The sequence below is a fragment of the Pedobacter sp. genome (assembly GCF_041645105.1).
Classification (GTDB): domain Bacteria; phylum Bacteroidota; class Bacteroidia; order Sphingobacteriales; family Sphingobacteriaceae; genus Pedobacter.
Genome location: NZ_JBAZQQ010000001.1, coordinates 293998 through 308250, shown reverse-complemented (window position 1 = coordinate 308250; position 14253 = coordinate 293998). Strand labels below are relative to the sequence as shown.

Below are 14253 nucleotides of genomic sequence, written 5' to 3'. Positions count from 1 at the left end.
TTATGGGTTCACATCAAGGTTGAACCTTCTGCGCATTTCTTCCAGTTTAGGGTTTTTCTCTACCAGATATTGGTATTTCTCTGTACTGGTGTATAGCCTGTTTACTACCTCTTTAACAACCTGTTTTGTTTTAATGTAAATGCTGAAGTTTTTAAGCCTTGGTCTTAAAAAGTTAAGCAAATCAATCATCTCATCTTGTAACAGGTCTTCTTGTAATTTATGCTCAATATGTACCATGATTTCTTCCTGGCTTTCAAGGATAGGAGCTGAGGTACTCATCAGTGTGTAAATATTGATCTTATTGGCATCCTTTACCATATTGGTGTATTGATTCCAATAGAAAGTCAGTTGTTCCAATGTAAAGGACTCACGGTCGTCACCAGTAATGTATTTTGGCTCATCACCTTCTCCTCCTTCTGCTTTTTTTTCTATCCCATTTAAAGACGGGATTAAGGTTGCAGCTTTATTCTGTATTGAGGCTGATAAAGGCTGTAATGCTATTTTTCCGGATGGTGGTGCTGTTCTTTTAGGAAGTGGTATGCTTGCTGATGGAGCAACAGCAGGCTTTGTTTCAGCTACAGTTAGTGATGGTGTTTGAACTAGAGGCTGACTTGGTACAGGAATGCTAACACTAGAATGAGGTTGATTTGATATAGTATTACTTGTTGCTGGAACAGAATCAACAGAACTTACATTAGTTTTTTTTTTAATCTGATCTGTGTCAGTTGCGTTGTTGTGTGGTTGGCTGGCTAGCTGAAGTACCGAGGGGATATGGCACATTTTAATCAGGGCCATTTCTACCTGCAAACGCTGGTTTTTACTGTTCTTGTAATTCAGATCGCATTGATTAGCAAGATTTAAAGCTGTAAGAATAAACGATGCAGATGTTTGCTGGCTCTGGCTGATGTATTTTTGTTTGATACTTTCGCTAACTTCTAACAGCTTGGTGGTTTGAGGATCTTTTGCAACCAATAGATTTCTGAAGTGACTAGCCAATCCATTAATGAAATTGTTGCCATCAAAACCATTATTTAATATTTCATCAAACAATACTAGTGAATTACTTACATCAGCGTTATTGAGGTAATCAGTAAGTTTGAAGTAGTAATCATAATCCAGGATATTAAGATTGTCGATTACCGATTTATAAGTTAGGTTTTTATTGGTATAACTTACAATCTGATCAAACATAGATAACGCATCTCTCAAACCTCCATCTGCCTTTTGTGCAATGATGTGAAGTCCGTCTGCTTCTACAGCTATGTTTTCGCGTTGTGCGATTTTATTTAAGTGACCTGAAATATCATCTACCTGAATTCTGTTAAAATCAAAGATCTGACAGCGGGATAATATAGTTGGTAATATTTTGTGCTTCTCGGTTGTTGCTAATATAAAAATAGCATAAGAAGGTGGTTCTTCAAGTGTCTTTAGGAAAGCATTGAATGCATTTGCCGAAAGCATGTGAACCTCGTCAATAATGTAAATCTTATATTTTCCTGCTTGTGGCGGTATACGTACCTGATCAATAAGACTTCTGATGTCGTCAACTGAGTTATTGGATGCAGCATCAAGCTCATGAAAGTTAAAGGAATGACCAGTCTGAAAAGAAACGCAAGACTCACAAGTACCACATGCTTCTTGTTCGGCGGTTAAATTCGTACAGTTGATCGTTTTTGCAAGAATACGTGCGCAGGTCGTTTTACCGACACCTCTTGGCCCGCAGAATAAAAAGGCCTGTGCCAGTTGATTGTTCTTTATAGCATTTTTTAAAGTGCCTGTAATGTGCTGCTGTCCAACTACGGTTTCAAACGTTGCCGGGCGGTATTTACGGGCTGATACTATAAAATTTTCCATGCGTCCACGAAATTAGAAATTTTTTATGGAGCTAGGGTAATTTGTGGGAAAATAAAATGCGCAAACTGCCTTTCATTTTTTGTGAAATGGATACTTTAGGCTAAGTTTAGCAAAAAATTCGAATTTAAAAATTATGAAACGCTTTCTCACTGTGGTGCTTATCGCATCCCCTATACTTGGTTTTTCGCAAAAGAATTTCGACAAAGGATATGTGGTGACAAAATCAAACGATACTTTAAGAGGATTTATAGATTATAAAGAGCGAAAGAAAAATCCAACTACATTTGATTTCAGGTCAGCCATGGATGGCAAAATCCAGACTTTCACCTCAAATAATTGTAACGCTTATGGTATTGATGAAGCGGAGTCGTTTGAAAGCTTTGTGGTAGATATTACAATGGGTGAAACGGATATTGATAGATTGTCAAATGTTCCAGATCTTTCTTCAAGAACAGACACTGTATTTCTAAGAGTATTGCAAGCCGGTAAAAATGTAACCTTGTATTCTTATGTTGATGATGTTAAGGAACGCTTTTATCTGAAGTCTAAAAATGGAACGCCCTCAGAACTCATCAGGCGCGTATATATGCAGGAAGAGGGCGTTAAAAGAGTTGTAAATGGGAATCAGTATATCAGACAATTGCTTGATGTGATGAGGGAGTCTAATCCTGGAATTGCAGTTGATCAAGAAAAGTTATCGAAATTGGAATACAATGAAGATGCGTTGTTGGAATTGGTTGCTGAGATCAATCAGCAAAAGTTAACTAAGTCTAAACATAGTAGCAGTAGGTTTTTTGCCGGCCTGGCACTGAACAGGAGCTGGGCAAGTTATTCAGGAATGCATGATTTTGCGAGCCCGACGGCAAAGGTAAAGGTCTCATATCTACCTATGCTGACAACTGGTATAGATATATTTTTCAATCCGGTAATTGGAAAGTTGCTATTTAGAACAGAGTTGTCTTTACAAATGAGTAAAAATGAAATTGCACTTCATCGGGGAGATGATAACTACAGGCATTCTTTTGATCAGTTTCTTGCCGTGATTACACCTCAGGTTATATATAATATGTATAATGCCGATCATTTTAAGGTGTTTGCCGGAATTGGAGGTGGTGTGAATTTTATGTTAAACCGCAATGATGAATATGTAGCGTTAAATACGGTTAGGGGTGAATCCGATGTGCTTAAAAACCCGTTAAAAATGGAGGCCGTTAATTATTCTTTTCAGGGAATCGTGGGAGTGGTTTTGAATAAAAAGATAGAGATTTCGGCGGGATATAGTCCATATATGCCGATCAGCAATTATGGCGTTTTTAATATTAATGTAGAAAGGATGAGACTTGGGGTTAATTACTTGTTTGGTAAAAAGTAAACTTTTAATTCCATATTGTAAGGAAAAGTGTCGGTATTGTTACTTTAAAACTGACTTCAATTCTTTTCTGTATTCGGATGCACTTTTACCAGTAAACTCTTTAAATAGCTTATTGAAATGGCTGAAATTATAAAAACCACTTTCGTAACTAATATTTGCTATGCTGATTTGTTTTTCAGCTAATAGTTTGGCGGCATGTACAATGCGGTACTCATTTACAAACTTGGTAAATGTCTTTTTAGTAGTTTTTTTGAAATACCTGCAGAAAGATGGGGTAGTCATGCTGGCCATTTCTGCTACTTCAGCAAGAATGATTTCTTCATGGAAGTGGTCTTTTACATAATTAAAGATCATGTTGATTCTGTCATTGTCCTGGACCTGAGTTTCCATTGAGAAACCTGACGCATTTAATATCATATAATCCTTCGCGCTTTCCAGTTCTTTTAATACTGTTAACAAGGTGAGCAACCTTTCAAAAGGTTGTTGATTATCCATCATCTCAATACGCTCTCCCACGGCATTTTTTGTTGCAGCGCCAAAGGCAATACCTCCTTTAGCTTTGTTAAACAATTCGGGAAGGTATTTTGTCTCCTGTAGGCTTAAGAATTCTGTCCCAAGGAAATCCGGTTTCATTTGAATAACTGTTTCATTCTTATTGCCCGTCCTATCATCTGTAAAACCACAATGTGGAAGGTTGCTGCCGATAAGTATTAAATCTCCATCTGTATAATAAGAAAGGTGACTTCCAATCTGTCGTTTCCCCGAACCACCGTTTACAAAGACCATTTCAATCTCGGGATGGTAATGCCACACATGTGATTTGTTATTTAGCTTTTCAGCATACTTTGAATAATAAAACGAGCTTCCGAATGAGGATTCGATGATTTCGAAGCCCGGCTTGTTGGTTTTTATCTTCATTTTTCCTTCTCTCAGTGTAAATAAAATAGGTGTATTCTCTTTTTGGTCTTTATGAAGGGTAATATAGCATAGATATGTGGATATATGCAATAAGACTTTCATTTTAATGTGGGGTAAATTTGTATCATAAAGTAATTAAAACAGTTAGTTATGAAAAGTTTTATTAAAATCAGTTTGATCGCAGCATTATTAATGAGTTCTGTTGGTCTGTATGCAAGTGATGGTGAGTTTTCGTTTAGCATTAAACGTGTAAACGATAAGACTGTAACTTTTGCTATGAATGAAACGCAGGTTGTTGATGTGGCTATTTATGGTGCCAACAACGAAGCCTTGTATGAAAAGAAATTAAATGCAAAGAAGGGAACATCTAAAACTTATGATCTGAGTTCTCTTCCGAATGGAAATTATACCTTTAAACTATTGACAGAAGCACAAGCTACTGAGTATAAAATAGAAATTAAAGGAGATAGTGTTTTGGTTTCTGAGCCAGTAATCCTTAATATGCTTAATCCAATCTTAACTAAGATGGATGATGTTTTAGTATTAAATGTTGAAAACGCTCCTAAAGGACCTATCGAAGTTGAGATTTTAGATCAACATAGTGGTCAGTTATATCAAAAAGTTTTTAAAGGAGGCTCAACTTTGGTTAAGAAATTTGATGTAGCACGTGGATATGCAAGAGAGTTGACTTTTATCATCAGGTCTGCAGATCAGGTTGTTACCAAAACGGTTCAAATGTAATTGCATGTAGTATTTGGTTAGTACTTATAAAAGGTTGCCCTTTACAGGGCGACCTTTTTTGTTGTTGACTGTTTTATAGTCATTTGAAAATATGGTTAATTAAAATTAATTTTGTCCTGAATTATAAACCAAATTAAATGAAACGCTTTCTCATTGGCCTCTTGTGTACTATTCCTGTATTGAGCTTTGCTCAAGCTAATTTTCAAAAAGGATATGTAATTACCAATTCAAAAGATACGCTTAAAGGGTATATTGATTATAAAGAAAGGAGTAAGAATCCTGTAAATGTGGATTTCAGAACTTCATTAAATAGCAGTACACAAACATATAGCCTGGGGAATTGCGCAGGGTATGGCATTGATGATATAGAGCATCAAAGACGTTTTGCTGTAAATGTTAGTATGAGTAAGATCGATGTTGCCAATTTGAGTTATGGTCCGGATTCCTCATTCACAAGAAAAACAGTATTTCTGAAGGTGTTGCAGGATGGGAAGAATTTGACTCTTTTTTCCTATGAAGATGATGTGAAAGAACGCTATTATATGATGAGTAAAGATCATCAGGAGCCTGTTGAGTTGATTAGAAATACATACTTAAGCACAGTCAAGACAAATGCTATAGTAAATGACAATATGTATGTCAGGCAACTGTTGGCTCAAATGATGAAGAGTAATCCAGGTAGGCCCATTGAAGAAAAAGATGTTTCCAATTTGGAATATACAGAAAGGAAATTGTTGAAATTTGTTTCAGCGATTAATAATCAAGAACCTCCTAAGTCTAAATACAAAGGGTTCAGGTTTTTTGCCGGTGCAGCTCTTAGTGTAAGCTCAGCTAGCTATAGGGGACTGGGGGAGCTTGCAAGTGAGGATGCTATATCTAAAATTTCTTACTCTCCAATGTTAAATGGGGGGATTGATCTTCTTATAAATCCTGCAATCGGGAAACTGATTTTTAGAACAGAAATATCGTTTATGATGGATAAGTATGGAGTGTCAGTACCTGACTATATAGGCAACAGCAGAAGCCATACTTTTGACCGTGCTTCTCTTGTATTAACTCCTCAGTTTATTTACAATATATATAATACCAATAAATTAAAGTTTTTTGCAGGATTTGGCGCGGGACTTAATTTTTCAAAAATCAGTAATAATAAGATTGTGGTTACAAGAGACTTGGACAAGACCATTCTCCTTCAGAACAGTGATAGGGAAATCAATAAGTTTAACTACTCTTTACAACTCAGTACTGGTGTTGTGTTGAACAAAAAAATTGAAGTATTTGCGGGATATAGTCCAAAAGCTCCAATAACTGATTATTATTCTGTGGCACTAAGGGTACAGCGGCTTGCTTTTGGTGTTAATTACTTGTTTGGTAAGCATTAAAACATTTGATTATTAGAAATTTATTGTTACTTTTGCATCCCGCATTAAGAGCGGATTAATTAAAAAACAAATAAATAACAATGAATCAGTACGAAACTGTTATCGTTCTAACCCCGTTGTTGTCAGAAGAAGTTGCTAAAGAGGCTATTGCCAAATTCAGCAAAATCATTACTGACAGCGGAGCCGAAATTGTTCAAGAGGACAATTGGGGTTTGAGAAAATTAGCGTATCCGATTGAAAAAAAAGCAAGCGGATTTTTCCACCTTACAGAGTACAAATCTTCAGGTGAATTAATTAACAAGTTGGAGTTAGAGCTTAAACGCGATGAGCGTGTATTGCGTTTCCTTACCATTAGATTAGACCGTCACGCGGTTGCATATAATGAGAAAAAACGTAGTGGAGCTTTTAACAAAAAACCAAAACAGGAGGTTGCAGGATAATGGCTAAAGATCAAATACAATATGTTACTGCTCCAAAAGTGGACGATAACAGAAAAAAATATTGCCGTTTTAGAAAAAACGGAATCAAATATATTGATTACAAAGACGCAAACTTCTTGTTAAAATTCATCAATGATCAAGGTAAATTATTACCTCGCCGTTTAACTGGTACTTCATTGAAATTTCAACGCAAAGTGGCTCAAGCGGTTAAACGTGCACGTCACATTGGTTTGTTACCTTTTGTTGCTGACCAATTAAAATAGGAGCTGAGAGATGGAAATTATTTTGAAACAAGATATCAAATCCCTAGGGGAAAAAGATGATATCGTTACTGTAAAGCCAGGATATGGTCGTAACTACTTAATCCCTCAAGGATTTGGTGCTTTGGCTACTCCTTCAGCTAAAAAAGTATTAGCAGAAAACTTAAAGCAAGCAGCTTTTAAACAAGATAAAATTAAGAAAGATGCTGAAGGTATCGCAGAACGTTTAGCTGAGGTTAAATTGTCTATCGGTGCTAAAGCTGGTGAAACAGGTAAGATTTTTGGTGCAGTAAACACCATTATGATTGCTGACGCTTTAAAACAAAAAGGTTTTGAAGTTGATCGTCGCCGTATCACTTTCGAAACTGAACCTAAATTTGTTGGTGAATATGTTGCCAACTTAAACTTACACAAAGAAGTGAAAGTTAAAGTTCCTTTCGAAGTTGTAGCTGAGTAATCTTCTTACAAAGATAAAAAAAAGGCTTTCCGGATTCCGGGAAGCCTTTTTTTTATGCCTTTTTATTACCTTTGAGCGATGGCACAAAAGAAACGTTCGAATAGTAAATCAAAGCAATCTCTTACTAAAAGAATATCATCAATAGTAACCAGAATCTTTCTATGGTTTTTGCTGGTTAGCGTCCTCTGGGTGCTGGCGTATCGCTTTATTAACCCTCCGATTACCTTACTCATGGTATTGCGTAATATAGAACGTAAAACTGATGGTAAGGCTTTTAAATTACAAAAGGAGTGGGTTGATTTTGAAGATATGTCCGACAACATGAAACGGGCTGCTGTTTCGGCTGAAGACCAGTTGTTCTTAAAACACATAGGTTTTGATGTAAAGGCTATCGAGAAGGCTTTTGCAACGAACAAAAAAGGCAAAAAGATTAAAGGTGGTAGCACCATTTCGCAGCAAACAGCAAAGAATGTATTCTTATGGCCGGGCCGTTCTTGGGTGCGCAAAGGGTTTGAAGCCTATTTTACTTTGCTTATAGAAATGCTGTGGAGTAAGGAACGTATTCTAGAGGTATACCTGAATGTAATTGAAATGGGGGATGGTATATATGGTGCAGAGGCCGCTGCACAAGCTTATTTCAGTAAATCGTGTACCAAGCTGACGCGCTCGCAAGCTGCATTGATTGCTGCCTGTTTCCCGAACCCAAGAAGATGGACTCCCAAAAAGCCAACAACATATATCAAACACCGTCAGTATCTGATCATGAAAAACATGAAGAGATTGGGGCCTCTGGACTTCTAAGAAAAATAACCTGAAAAACTGAAACTACTATAGCTTTGAAAAGACTTTGCTATGCCAACTCTCTTCAAAAGTTGTTTCCCACTTATTTTGAAATTCATCTAGGTTTTGTACAAGGTTGTTGAAAACAATAGTTTTTGGTCCAACTTTATTAATACTTACCAGAGTTTCAAAGTCTTCTTTATTGGTCACAATTACTTTGTCGTCTATTTTATAGGCGATGTTAAATCTGTCAAACAAATCCACATTGTAAGTTTGCTCAATATCTTTGATTACACGAACCGAAGCATCGATTGAGCAACCCGTAACACCCGCATTCGCTTCATCAACTGTAAATACAATAAAGAATTTATGTACAATTTCTGCTTTTGCTTTTAATTGGTGACCATGTGCTTTCCACTGAGATGTGAAGTCGTCCAGTTTTTGTTGTATAGCTGGAACTTCGTCATTTGTAAATGGACGGTTACTTTGATAGATCCAAATTTTAGATTGTGGAGAAAAACTCATAGGTCAAATTTAATAAATTATTTAATTTGATGCAGCTAAATTTTTGACGTCATGAATAAGTTTACATTAGGCTTAAGAATGTTCCTCTCTATCTTGTTTTGCTTGATCTTGACGGCTTTCAGTACTGCTTCATTGATAGATGAGCAAATGATCTATATTCAGAATAAGCTTGTTGAACATCATGATAGTGAGCATGGGGCAGAGCAGATCCAACGCTATCAGCTTAATGTTACCAACACCGGATTCTGTAGGTACAGACGTTACTATGCTAGTGGAAAAGTAGAATACTTTTCTTTCAATCTGGCAAAATTTAAAGACCTGGATTATTACGGGACGGATAAAAATGGGCAATTATATTTGCGGACGAGTGGCGAGAATGTAATTGTGCAAACTTATAAAGATAAAAAAGGAGGGGATGTTGACAGTATGGCAACCTATATGATGATCCCACTAAAAAATATTGAACCTCAGGACCTCGTAGATTTATCAGAGCGACTGATTAAAATGAATGCACTGCTGCTGGCTCAAAAATAGAGTAAACTTCCGTTTCCTGATAGCGGGAGGCCACAATAATCTCTGTGCCATTTGCATGTTGAGTAAATAGATTTGATACAAGTTCGGGACAATTGTTGTCTTTTGATAAGTGAGAAAGAAGCAGATGACTCATAAAAGGAGGCTTATGGCTTTTAAAGAGCTCCAATGCCTGTAGATTTGATAAATGTCCTTTTCCACCACTAATGCGTCTCTTTAAAAAATATGGATATGCACTTCTCTGCAATAGCTCATCATCATAATTAGCTTCAAGAAACGCAGCATGACATTGCTTAAAGTGAAAAGTAAGTTGTTCACAAGCAGCGCCTATGTCTGTAAATATACCAACTTTTGTCTCTCCAAATGATACAACGAAGCTACATGGCTCAGAGGCATCATGTAATTTGGAGAAATTAGTAACCAGCAGCTCTCCTATCTGTACCTGTGTATTAATTTGTAAATTCCGAATGAGATCCGCCCTTAAATTAAATCTGCAGGCTGCCAGTGTGCCCTGATTAATGTAAATAGGTAGATTATATTTTGCTGCGAGCGTACAGAGTCCTTTTATGTGATCTGTGTGTTCATGAGAAATAAATATGGCCTTTACTTTTTGCATAGAAAGGCCAAGACGTAACATCCTTTTTTCTGTTTCCCGACATGATATGCCGGCATCAATCAGTATGGCCTCTTCGTGGTTGCCTACATAGTAGCAGTTTCCGTTGCTGCCGGAATTTAGGGATGATATAAAAAGAGGATTACAATCCATTTGCTCTTGCAGTGATTTCTGCTATATCTAAAACTTTAACATTCTGATCTTGATCTTTCATTTTAACACCATCATTAAGCATCGTCATGCAAAAAGGACAAGAAGCAGCTATAATCTGAGGTTGAGTTTCAAGGGCTTCTTCAATTCTTTCGATATTTATATCCTTATTACCTTTTTCCGGTTCTTTGAACATTTGAGCACCACCGGCACCACAGCATAAACCATTAGATTTACAACGTTTCATTTCTACAAGCTGTGCATCAAGGGCTTCAAGCGCTTTTCTTGGAGCTTCGTATACATCATTTCCACGGCCTAAGTAGCAAGGGTCATGATAAGTAATCTTTTTACCTTTAAAACTTTCCCCGCCTTCAGCCTTAAGTTTACCCTCGTCAATCAGCTGTTGTATCAGTTGAGTATGATGAATAACCTCATATGTACCTCCCAATCCTGGATACTCATTTTTTATGGTATTGAAACAATGGGGGCAGCCTGTGACTATTTTCTTGATATTATAACCGTTAAGTACTTCAATGTTTGTCATAGCCTGCATTTGGAACAGAAACTCATTACCAGCACGTTTTGCAGGATCTCCAGTGCAGCTCTCTTCAGTGCCCAATACTGCATATTTCATACCTACATGATGTAATATTTTGCAAATATCGCGTGTGGTTTTCTGTGCTCTTTCATCATAACTACCAGCACAGCCTACCCAGAATAAGATTTCTGGCTCTTCGCCTTTTGCTATCATTTCGGCCATTGTTGGCACGGTAAAGTTTAATTGCTCACTCATTTTTTGATCTTTCAGCTTTTGTCTTTAAATCTTTGCTCTTTAATCCTTGTTCTTTCTTCTCTGGTTCTTTAGTCCTGCTTCAGTAATGCTAACCCACTAATCTTGCTTAGCCCAGTTAAACCTGTCGGCCGGCGAATATTTCCACGGTGCACCATTGTTTTCTATATTGCCCAGCATTGCATTAATACTGGCTGGCGACTGCGATTCCTCCATTACAGCATATCTTCTAAGCTCTGTAATGATAGCCAGCGGGTCAATGTTAATAGGGCAGGCTTGTGTACACGCATTACAGCTTGTACAGGCCCAAATCTCTTCTCGACTGATATATGTGTCGATTAAGGACTTGCCGTCGTCAAATCCAGTTGCTTCCTTGTCTCCTGCTTTAACTGCTTTATCAATATTTTTGCCTACCTCTTCCATTCTGTCACGTGTATCCATCATGATTTTTCGAGGAGACAGGAGTTTACCCGTAATGTTTGCCGGACATACTGAAGTACATCTGCCACATTCTGTACAAGTATAAGCGTTCATGAGATTAACCCAGGTCAGATCATTCACATCTTTTGCTCCAAAACGCCCAACTTCTGCTTCTGCAGGTGTAAATGAGGGATCAAGCATTGCTTTAACTTCATTGGTTACACTTTGCATGTTTGTAAATTCTCCTTTTGGCTCCAGGTTGGAAAAGTAAGTATTGGGAAAAGCAAACATGATATGAAAGTGCTTAGAATAAGGCAAGTAGTTTAAAAAAGCAAATATGCCAACAATATGGAACCACCAGCAGCCTCTTTCAATGGCAATCAGCGCAGCTTCAGTATTTGGTAAAAGGTTTTGTAAGAATTGACTAACAGGGAATGCTCCGTATGCTGCATAATGTCCTGCGCCCATGGCTTGCAGTTTTGCATCTGCAGCATTCATGGTTAAAAACGCAGTCATCAATAATATTTCGGTAATGAGGATGTAATTGGCGTCTGATGTAGGCCAGTTTTTCATTTCTACCCCACTAAATCTTTTCAGTTTGATGATGTTTCTTCTGATTAGGAAGATTACACAAGCCAACCATACACCAAGGGCGAGGAATTCAAATGATCCGATTAGAACATTGTAAAAGATTCCTAATCCACCAAATATGCGATGCGTACCGAAGATACCATCAATCATAATTTCCAGTACTTCAAGATTAATGATCACGAAGCCTGCATATACTACCAGATGAAGTAGAGCGGGTATGGGACGAAAAAACATTTTTGTTTGTCCGAATGCTACTTTTAGCATGGTCATAAGTCTTTTCTGAGGCTGATCCGACCTGTCTACCGCTTTTCCAAAACGGATATTGCGGATAACCTTTTTTAAGTTATAGCTAAATAGAGCTATTGCAGCCAGCGTAAGGGCTATGAATAGGATTTGTGACACCATTTTAAATTCTATCTTATCGTTTGCTAAGTTAAAGTATTTCACTTAAAACAAATTACTATGCATGCATATAATAGGGAAATTTATTGTGTATTCAGATAAAAATGAACTATTTTAAAATATTTTCAAAAAAGATTTTAATCTTCGAAGAAAGACACTACATTTGCACTCCCAACCGAGGGGAACATATTTAAGAAGTATGTTAAATAAGATGGTACGGTAGCTCAGTCGGTAGAGCAATGGACTGAAAATCCATGTGTCGCCGGTTCGATCCCGGCCCATACCACTGCAAAAAGCTTCAGAGAGATCTGAAGCTTTTTTGTTTTATAGCATTTTTGTTGTTGATCCGTTTTGTTAACGTATAGGTGTCAGTTTATCACTACCGGCCTTTTTATGAAGCAGGAAAGAAACCTGGATGTCATCATCCTCAGTCTGGGCATGAATGGCAGACAGATAATCTTTATACATTTCGCTCGTTGGCTGTAAAGCAAGCACTTTTCCACCTGCATATAGCACCATTTTAAAATCTTTCAAGGGTAGAATCTCCCTTTTTTCACGGACTGTGCCGCTCATTTCGTCCCAGCGTTCTTTGGAATCTGTGGGAGTAACCCAGTAAAAGGCTTTTGCCAGTTCCACTTCTTTATCATACATCAACGATGCATAAGCATTCTCATCTTTTTTTATCAGTACATTTCTGAAATTGTTATATGCTGCAACCGCTTCTTTCAGTAATTCATCTTTATTCTCTTTACTCAGGTTCTCGGAATTTTTCCATCCTTCTAACTGATAAGGAATTTCTGCATCAAAATAGCCTTTAAATTCAAAAATCTTTTGCCCGCTGTCCAGAAAATTTTCTGTTCCCGGTTTATTAGAGGTACTGAATTCAAAAACTTGTTTATAGGTTTCTGTAGGAGCATCAGGGGCATGGTGAATCACTTTGATCTTAAATTTAGAAGCATCGACAAGTTTCGGTGACCAGCTTTGGTCTGAAAGCTGGGGCGGAAACAAGCGTATGATAATTTCCTGTTTTCCACTTGTTAATATATGATCATTAATTGGGATACGCTGCTCATTGGCACTACCCGATAACAAATAGCGGTGCAGGGGTACGCCATTGATTAAAATTTCGTAACCACAGGCATCCTGACTGAATTCTACCTCATAAAAGGGGTTATAATTGTATGTCTTTACCTGCTTATAAATATCCAGCATTTTCTGATCCATCTTTACCTGACTTTTAATAGTTGTACCTGATGATTGTTTTTGCTGGCAGGAAGCCAGGCCCGACAGTAATACTAAGCTTGATATAATTAGTGTTCTCATTTTAATCCATCTGGTTTTTCCGTCAATAGCAGTAGTAAATGTAATTCTTTCTTCTTTGGTCTAAGGTGCCGATCTAGTTAATTCTTAATTTTTCTGGCTAAAAAACGTCGGTGGTTTTTCTTTAGATCTTCATTGAATTCCTTGTTGATGAGCTCATCATTGATCTCTATATGATCACTTTTATATTGCCGGCCAATTTCTTTCTCTCCGGCTTCAGCGAGTTGGCTGAACGTATTAGTAACAAAATATCCGTTTTCTTTTTTTCTGGGAATTACCAAATTGGGCAGAGATTCCAGATAAACCTTCCATTTTCCTTCCTCTTTGCTTGCATACAGTACCTGAACATAATCCAGTGTTGCCTGTGGATCCTTATCCTGATTAAGTAACAATAAGTATCCTTTATCATTACTGCTGTTCAGAAAAATCCGGTCATCGATTTTCCATTCACTGGTCTTAAGGAATTGGACACCTTCAATACCTTGGGCGAGCCAGGAAGTCAGGATCTGGCTGGCTGCATTTTTTACTTCTTTCTGTGCTGTGGCATCCATTTCAGTTTTCTTCTCAGCATCCATATTTGTACAACTACCTACCGTACCAAACAGAAACAACATTCCTATAGCAATTAATACGTATTTAATCATATTGTTCTGGTAAAATGTATGACTGCACATGCTTGTAGAACTCTAACAACAAATCTACAGCCA

General features: G+C 37.4%; 16 protein-coding genes and 1 tRNA gene. 9 read left to right on the top strand and 8 right to left on the bottom strand.

The features are described from left to right. Entirely contained in the window at positions 1-1854 is a 1854-nt protein-coding gene (locus WC623_RS01245) for a DNA polymerase III subunit gamma/tau (RefSeq protein WP_372847713.1), read from the bottom strand. Between the two features lie 133 nt (positions 1855-1987). Between WC623_RS01245 and WC623_RS01240 the strand changes: the two genes are divergently transcribed. Then, positions 1988-3226, top strand: a complete 1239-nt coding sequence (locus WC623_RS01240; RefSeq protein WP_372847712.1) for a hypothetical protein — start codon at positions 1988-1990, stop codon at positions 3224-3226. A gap of 39 nt (positions 3227-3265) precedes the next feature. Here the strand turns inward: WC623_RS01240 and WC623_RS01235 are convergent, their stop codons facing one another. Next, positions 3266-4144: an AraC family transcriptional regulator gene (locus WC623_RS01235; RefSeq protein WP_372847711.1), complete on the bottom strand. Its 879-nt coding sequence runs from the start codon at positions 4142-4144 to the stop codon at positions 3266-3268. Positions 4145-4294: 150 nt separating this feature from the next. Between WC623_RS01235 and WC623_RS01230 the strand changes: the two genes are divergently transcribed. From WC623_RS01230 to mtgA, 6 genes are all read left to right on the top strand, one after another. Then, on the top strand, positions 4295-4885 hold the full coding sequence (locus WC623_RS01230; protein ID WP_372847710.1) for a hypothetical protein: 591 nt from the start codon (positions 4295-4297) through the stop codon (positions 4883-4885). A 137-nt stretch (positions 4886-5022) separates the two neighbouring features. Beyond that, on the top strand, positions 5023-6267 hold the full coding sequence (locus WC623_RS01225; RefSeq protein WP_372847709.1) for an outer membrane beta-barrel protein: 1245 nt from the start codon (positions 5023-5025) through the stop codon (positions 6265-6267). An 80-nt stretch (positions 6268-6347) separates the two neighbouring features. After that, the gene (gene rpsF / locus WC623_RS01220; RefSeq protein WP_349784458.1) at positions 6348-6707 is read left to right on the top strand and encodes a 30S ribosomal protein S6; all 360 of its coding nucleotides are present in this window, start codon (positions 6348-6350) and stop codon (positions 6705-6707) included. Next, positions 6707-6970, top strand: a complete 264-nt coding sequence (rpsR, locus tag WC623_RS01215) for a 30S ribosomal protein S18 (protein WP_084291565.1) — start codon at positions 6707-6709, stop codon at positions 6968-6970. Before rpsF ends, rpsR begins: the two co-directional genes overlap by 1 nt. Positions 6971-6980: 10 nt before the next feature. Next, positions 6981-7424 (top strand): 50S ribosomal protein L9, encoded by a 444-nt coding sequence (gene rplI / locus WC623_RS01210; RefSeq protein ID WP_349784459.1) that lies wholly within the window; start codon positions 6981-6983, stop codon positions 7422-7424. A 78-nt stretch (positions 7425-7502) separates the two neighbouring features. Continuing rightward, the gene (mtgA, locus tag WC623_RS01205) at positions 7503-8225 is read left to right on the top strand and encodes a monofunctional biosynthetic peptidoglycan transglycosylase (protein ID WP_372847708.1); all 723 of its coding nucleotides are present in this window, start codon (positions 7503-7505) and stop codon (positions 8223-8225) included. Between the two features lie 27 nt (positions 8226-8252). Here mtgA and WC623_RS01200 read toward each other — a convergent pair whose 3' ends face one another. Further along, positions 8253-8729 (bottom strand): ABC transporter ATPase, encoded by a 477-nt coding sequence (locus WC623_RS01200; RefSeq protein ID WP_372847707.1) that lies wholly within the window; start codon positions 8727-8729, stop codon positions 8253-8255. A gap of 51 nt (positions 8730-8780) precedes the next feature. On the opposite strand from WC623_RS01200, the gene WC623_RS01195 reads away from it, so the two are divergent. Continuing rightward, positions 8781-9263 (top strand): hypothetical protein, encoded by a 483-nt coding sequence (locus WC623_RS01195; protein WP_372847706.1) that lies wholly within the window; start codon positions 8781-8783, stop codon positions 9261-9263. Here WC623_RS01195 and WC623_RS01190 read toward each other — a convergent pair. From WC623_RS01190 to WC623_RS01180, 3 genes are all read right to left on the bottom strand, one after another. After that, positions 9229-10026, bottom strand: coding sequence for an MBL fold metallo-hydrolase (locus tag WC623_RS01190; RefSeq protein ID WP_372847705.1), 798 nt, complete (start codon positions 10024-10026; stop codon positions 9229-9231). The genes WC623_RS01195 and WC623_RS01190 overlap by 35 nt on opposite strands. Next, on the bottom strand, positions 10016-10816 hold the full coding sequence (locus WC623_RS01185) for a (Fe-S)-binding protein (RefSeq protein ID WP_372847704.1): 801 nt from the start codon (positions 10814-10816) through the stop codon (positions 10016-10018). The genes WC623_RS01190 and WC623_RS01185 overlap by 11 nt, the downstream gene beginning before the upstream one ends. Positions 10817-10912: 96 nt before the next feature. After that, complete coding sequence (locus WC623_RS01180; protein ID WP_372848964.1) at positions 10913-12229, bottom strand: 4Fe-4S dicluster domain-containing protein; 1317 nt, start codon at positions 12227-12229, stop codon at positions 10913-10915. A 210-nt stretch (positions 12230-12439) separates the two neighbouring features. Here WC623_RS01180 and WC623_RS01175 point away from each other — a divergent pair. Further along, positions 12440-12512: transfer RNA gene (locus WC623_RS01175), tRNA-Phe, on the top strand. A 68-nt stretch (positions 12513-12580) separates the two neighbouring features. On the opposite strand, the gene WC623_RS01170 is transcribed toward WC623_RS01175, so the two are convergent. Together WC623_RS01170 and WC623_RS01165 are read right to left on the bottom strand one after the other, a co-directional pair. Next, the gene (locus WC623_RS01170) at positions 12581-13549 is read right to left on the bottom strand and encodes a hypothetical protein (protein ID WP_372847703.1); all 969 of its coding nucleotides are present in this window, start codon (positions 13547-13549) and stop codon (positions 12581-12583) included. Between the two features lie 77 nt (positions 13550-13626). Next, positions 13627-14190 (bottom strand): hypothetical protein, encoded by a 564-nt coding sequence (locus WC623_RS01165; RefSeq protein WP_372847702.1) that lies wholly within the window; start codon positions 14188-14190, stop codon positions 13627-13629. Positions 14191-14253: the final 63 nt, after the last annotated feature.

Excerpts from the sequence above, each read along its gene's own strand:
- WC623_RS01245 (WP_372847713.1), bottom strand. The coding sequence starts at position 1,854 with ATGGAAAATTTTATAGTATCAGCCCGTAAATACCGCCCGGCAACGTTT.
- WC623_RS01240 (WP_372847712.1), top strand. The coding sequence starts at position 1,988 with ATGAAACGCTTTCTCACTGTGGTGCTTATCGCATCCCCTATACTTGGT.
- WC623_RS01235 (WP_372847711.1), bottom strand. The coding sequence starts at position 4,144 with ATGAAGATAAAAACCAACAAGCCGGGCTTCGAAATCATCGAATCCTCA.
- WC623_RS01230 (WP_372847710.1), top strand. The coding sequence starts at position 4,295 with ATGAAAAGTTTTATTAAAATCAGTTTGATCGCAGCATTATTAATGAGT.
- WC623_RS01225 (WP_372847709.1), top strand. The coding sequence starts at position 5,023 with ATGAAACGCTTTCTCATTGGCCTCTTGTGTACTATTCCTGTATTGAGC.
- rpsF (WP_349784458.1), top strand. The coding sequence starts at position 6,348 with ATGAATCAGTACGAAACTGTTATCGTTCTAACCCCGTTGTTGTCAGAA.
- rpsR (WP_084291565.1), top strand. The coding sequence starts at position 6,707 with ATGGCTAAAGATCAAATACAATATGTTACTGCTCCAAAAGTGGACGAT.
- rplI (WP_349784459.1), top strand. The coding sequence starts at position 6,981 with ATGGAAATTATTTTGAAACAAGATATCAAATCCCTAGGGGAAAAAGAT.
- mtgA (WP_372847708.1), top strand. The coding sequence starts at position 7,503 with ATGGCACAAAAGAAACGTTCGAATAGTAAATCAAAGCAATCTCTTACT.
- WC623_RS01200 (WP_372847707.1), bottom strand. The coding sequence starts at position 8,729 with ATGAGTTTTTCTCCACAATCTAAAATTTGGATCTATCAAAGTAACCGT.
- WC623_RS01195 (WP_372847706.1), top strand. The coding sequence starts at position 8,781 with ATGAATAAGTTTACATTAGGCTTAAGAATGTTCCTCTCTATCTTGTTT.
- WC623_RS01190 (WP_372847705.1), bottom strand. The coding sequence starts at position 10,026 with ATGGATTGTAATCCTCTTTTTATATCATCCCTAAATTCCGGCAGCAAC.
- WC623_RS01185 (WP_372847704.1), bottom strand. The coding sequence starts at position 10,816 with ATGAGTGAGCAATTAAACTTTACCGTGCCAACAATGGCCGAAATGATA.
- WC623_RS01180 (WP_372848964.1), bottom strand. The coding sequence starts at position 12,229 with ATGGTGTCACAAATCCTATTCATAGCCCTTACGCTGGCTGCAATAGCT.
- WC623_RS01170 (WP_372847703.1), bottom strand. The coding sequence starts at position 13,549 with ATGAGAACACTAATTATATCAAGCTTAGTATTACTGTCGGGCCTGGCT.
- WC623_RS01165 (WP_372847702.1), bottom strand. The coding sequence starts at position 14,190 with ATGATTAAATACGTATTAATTGCTATAGGAATGTTGTTTCTGTTTGGT.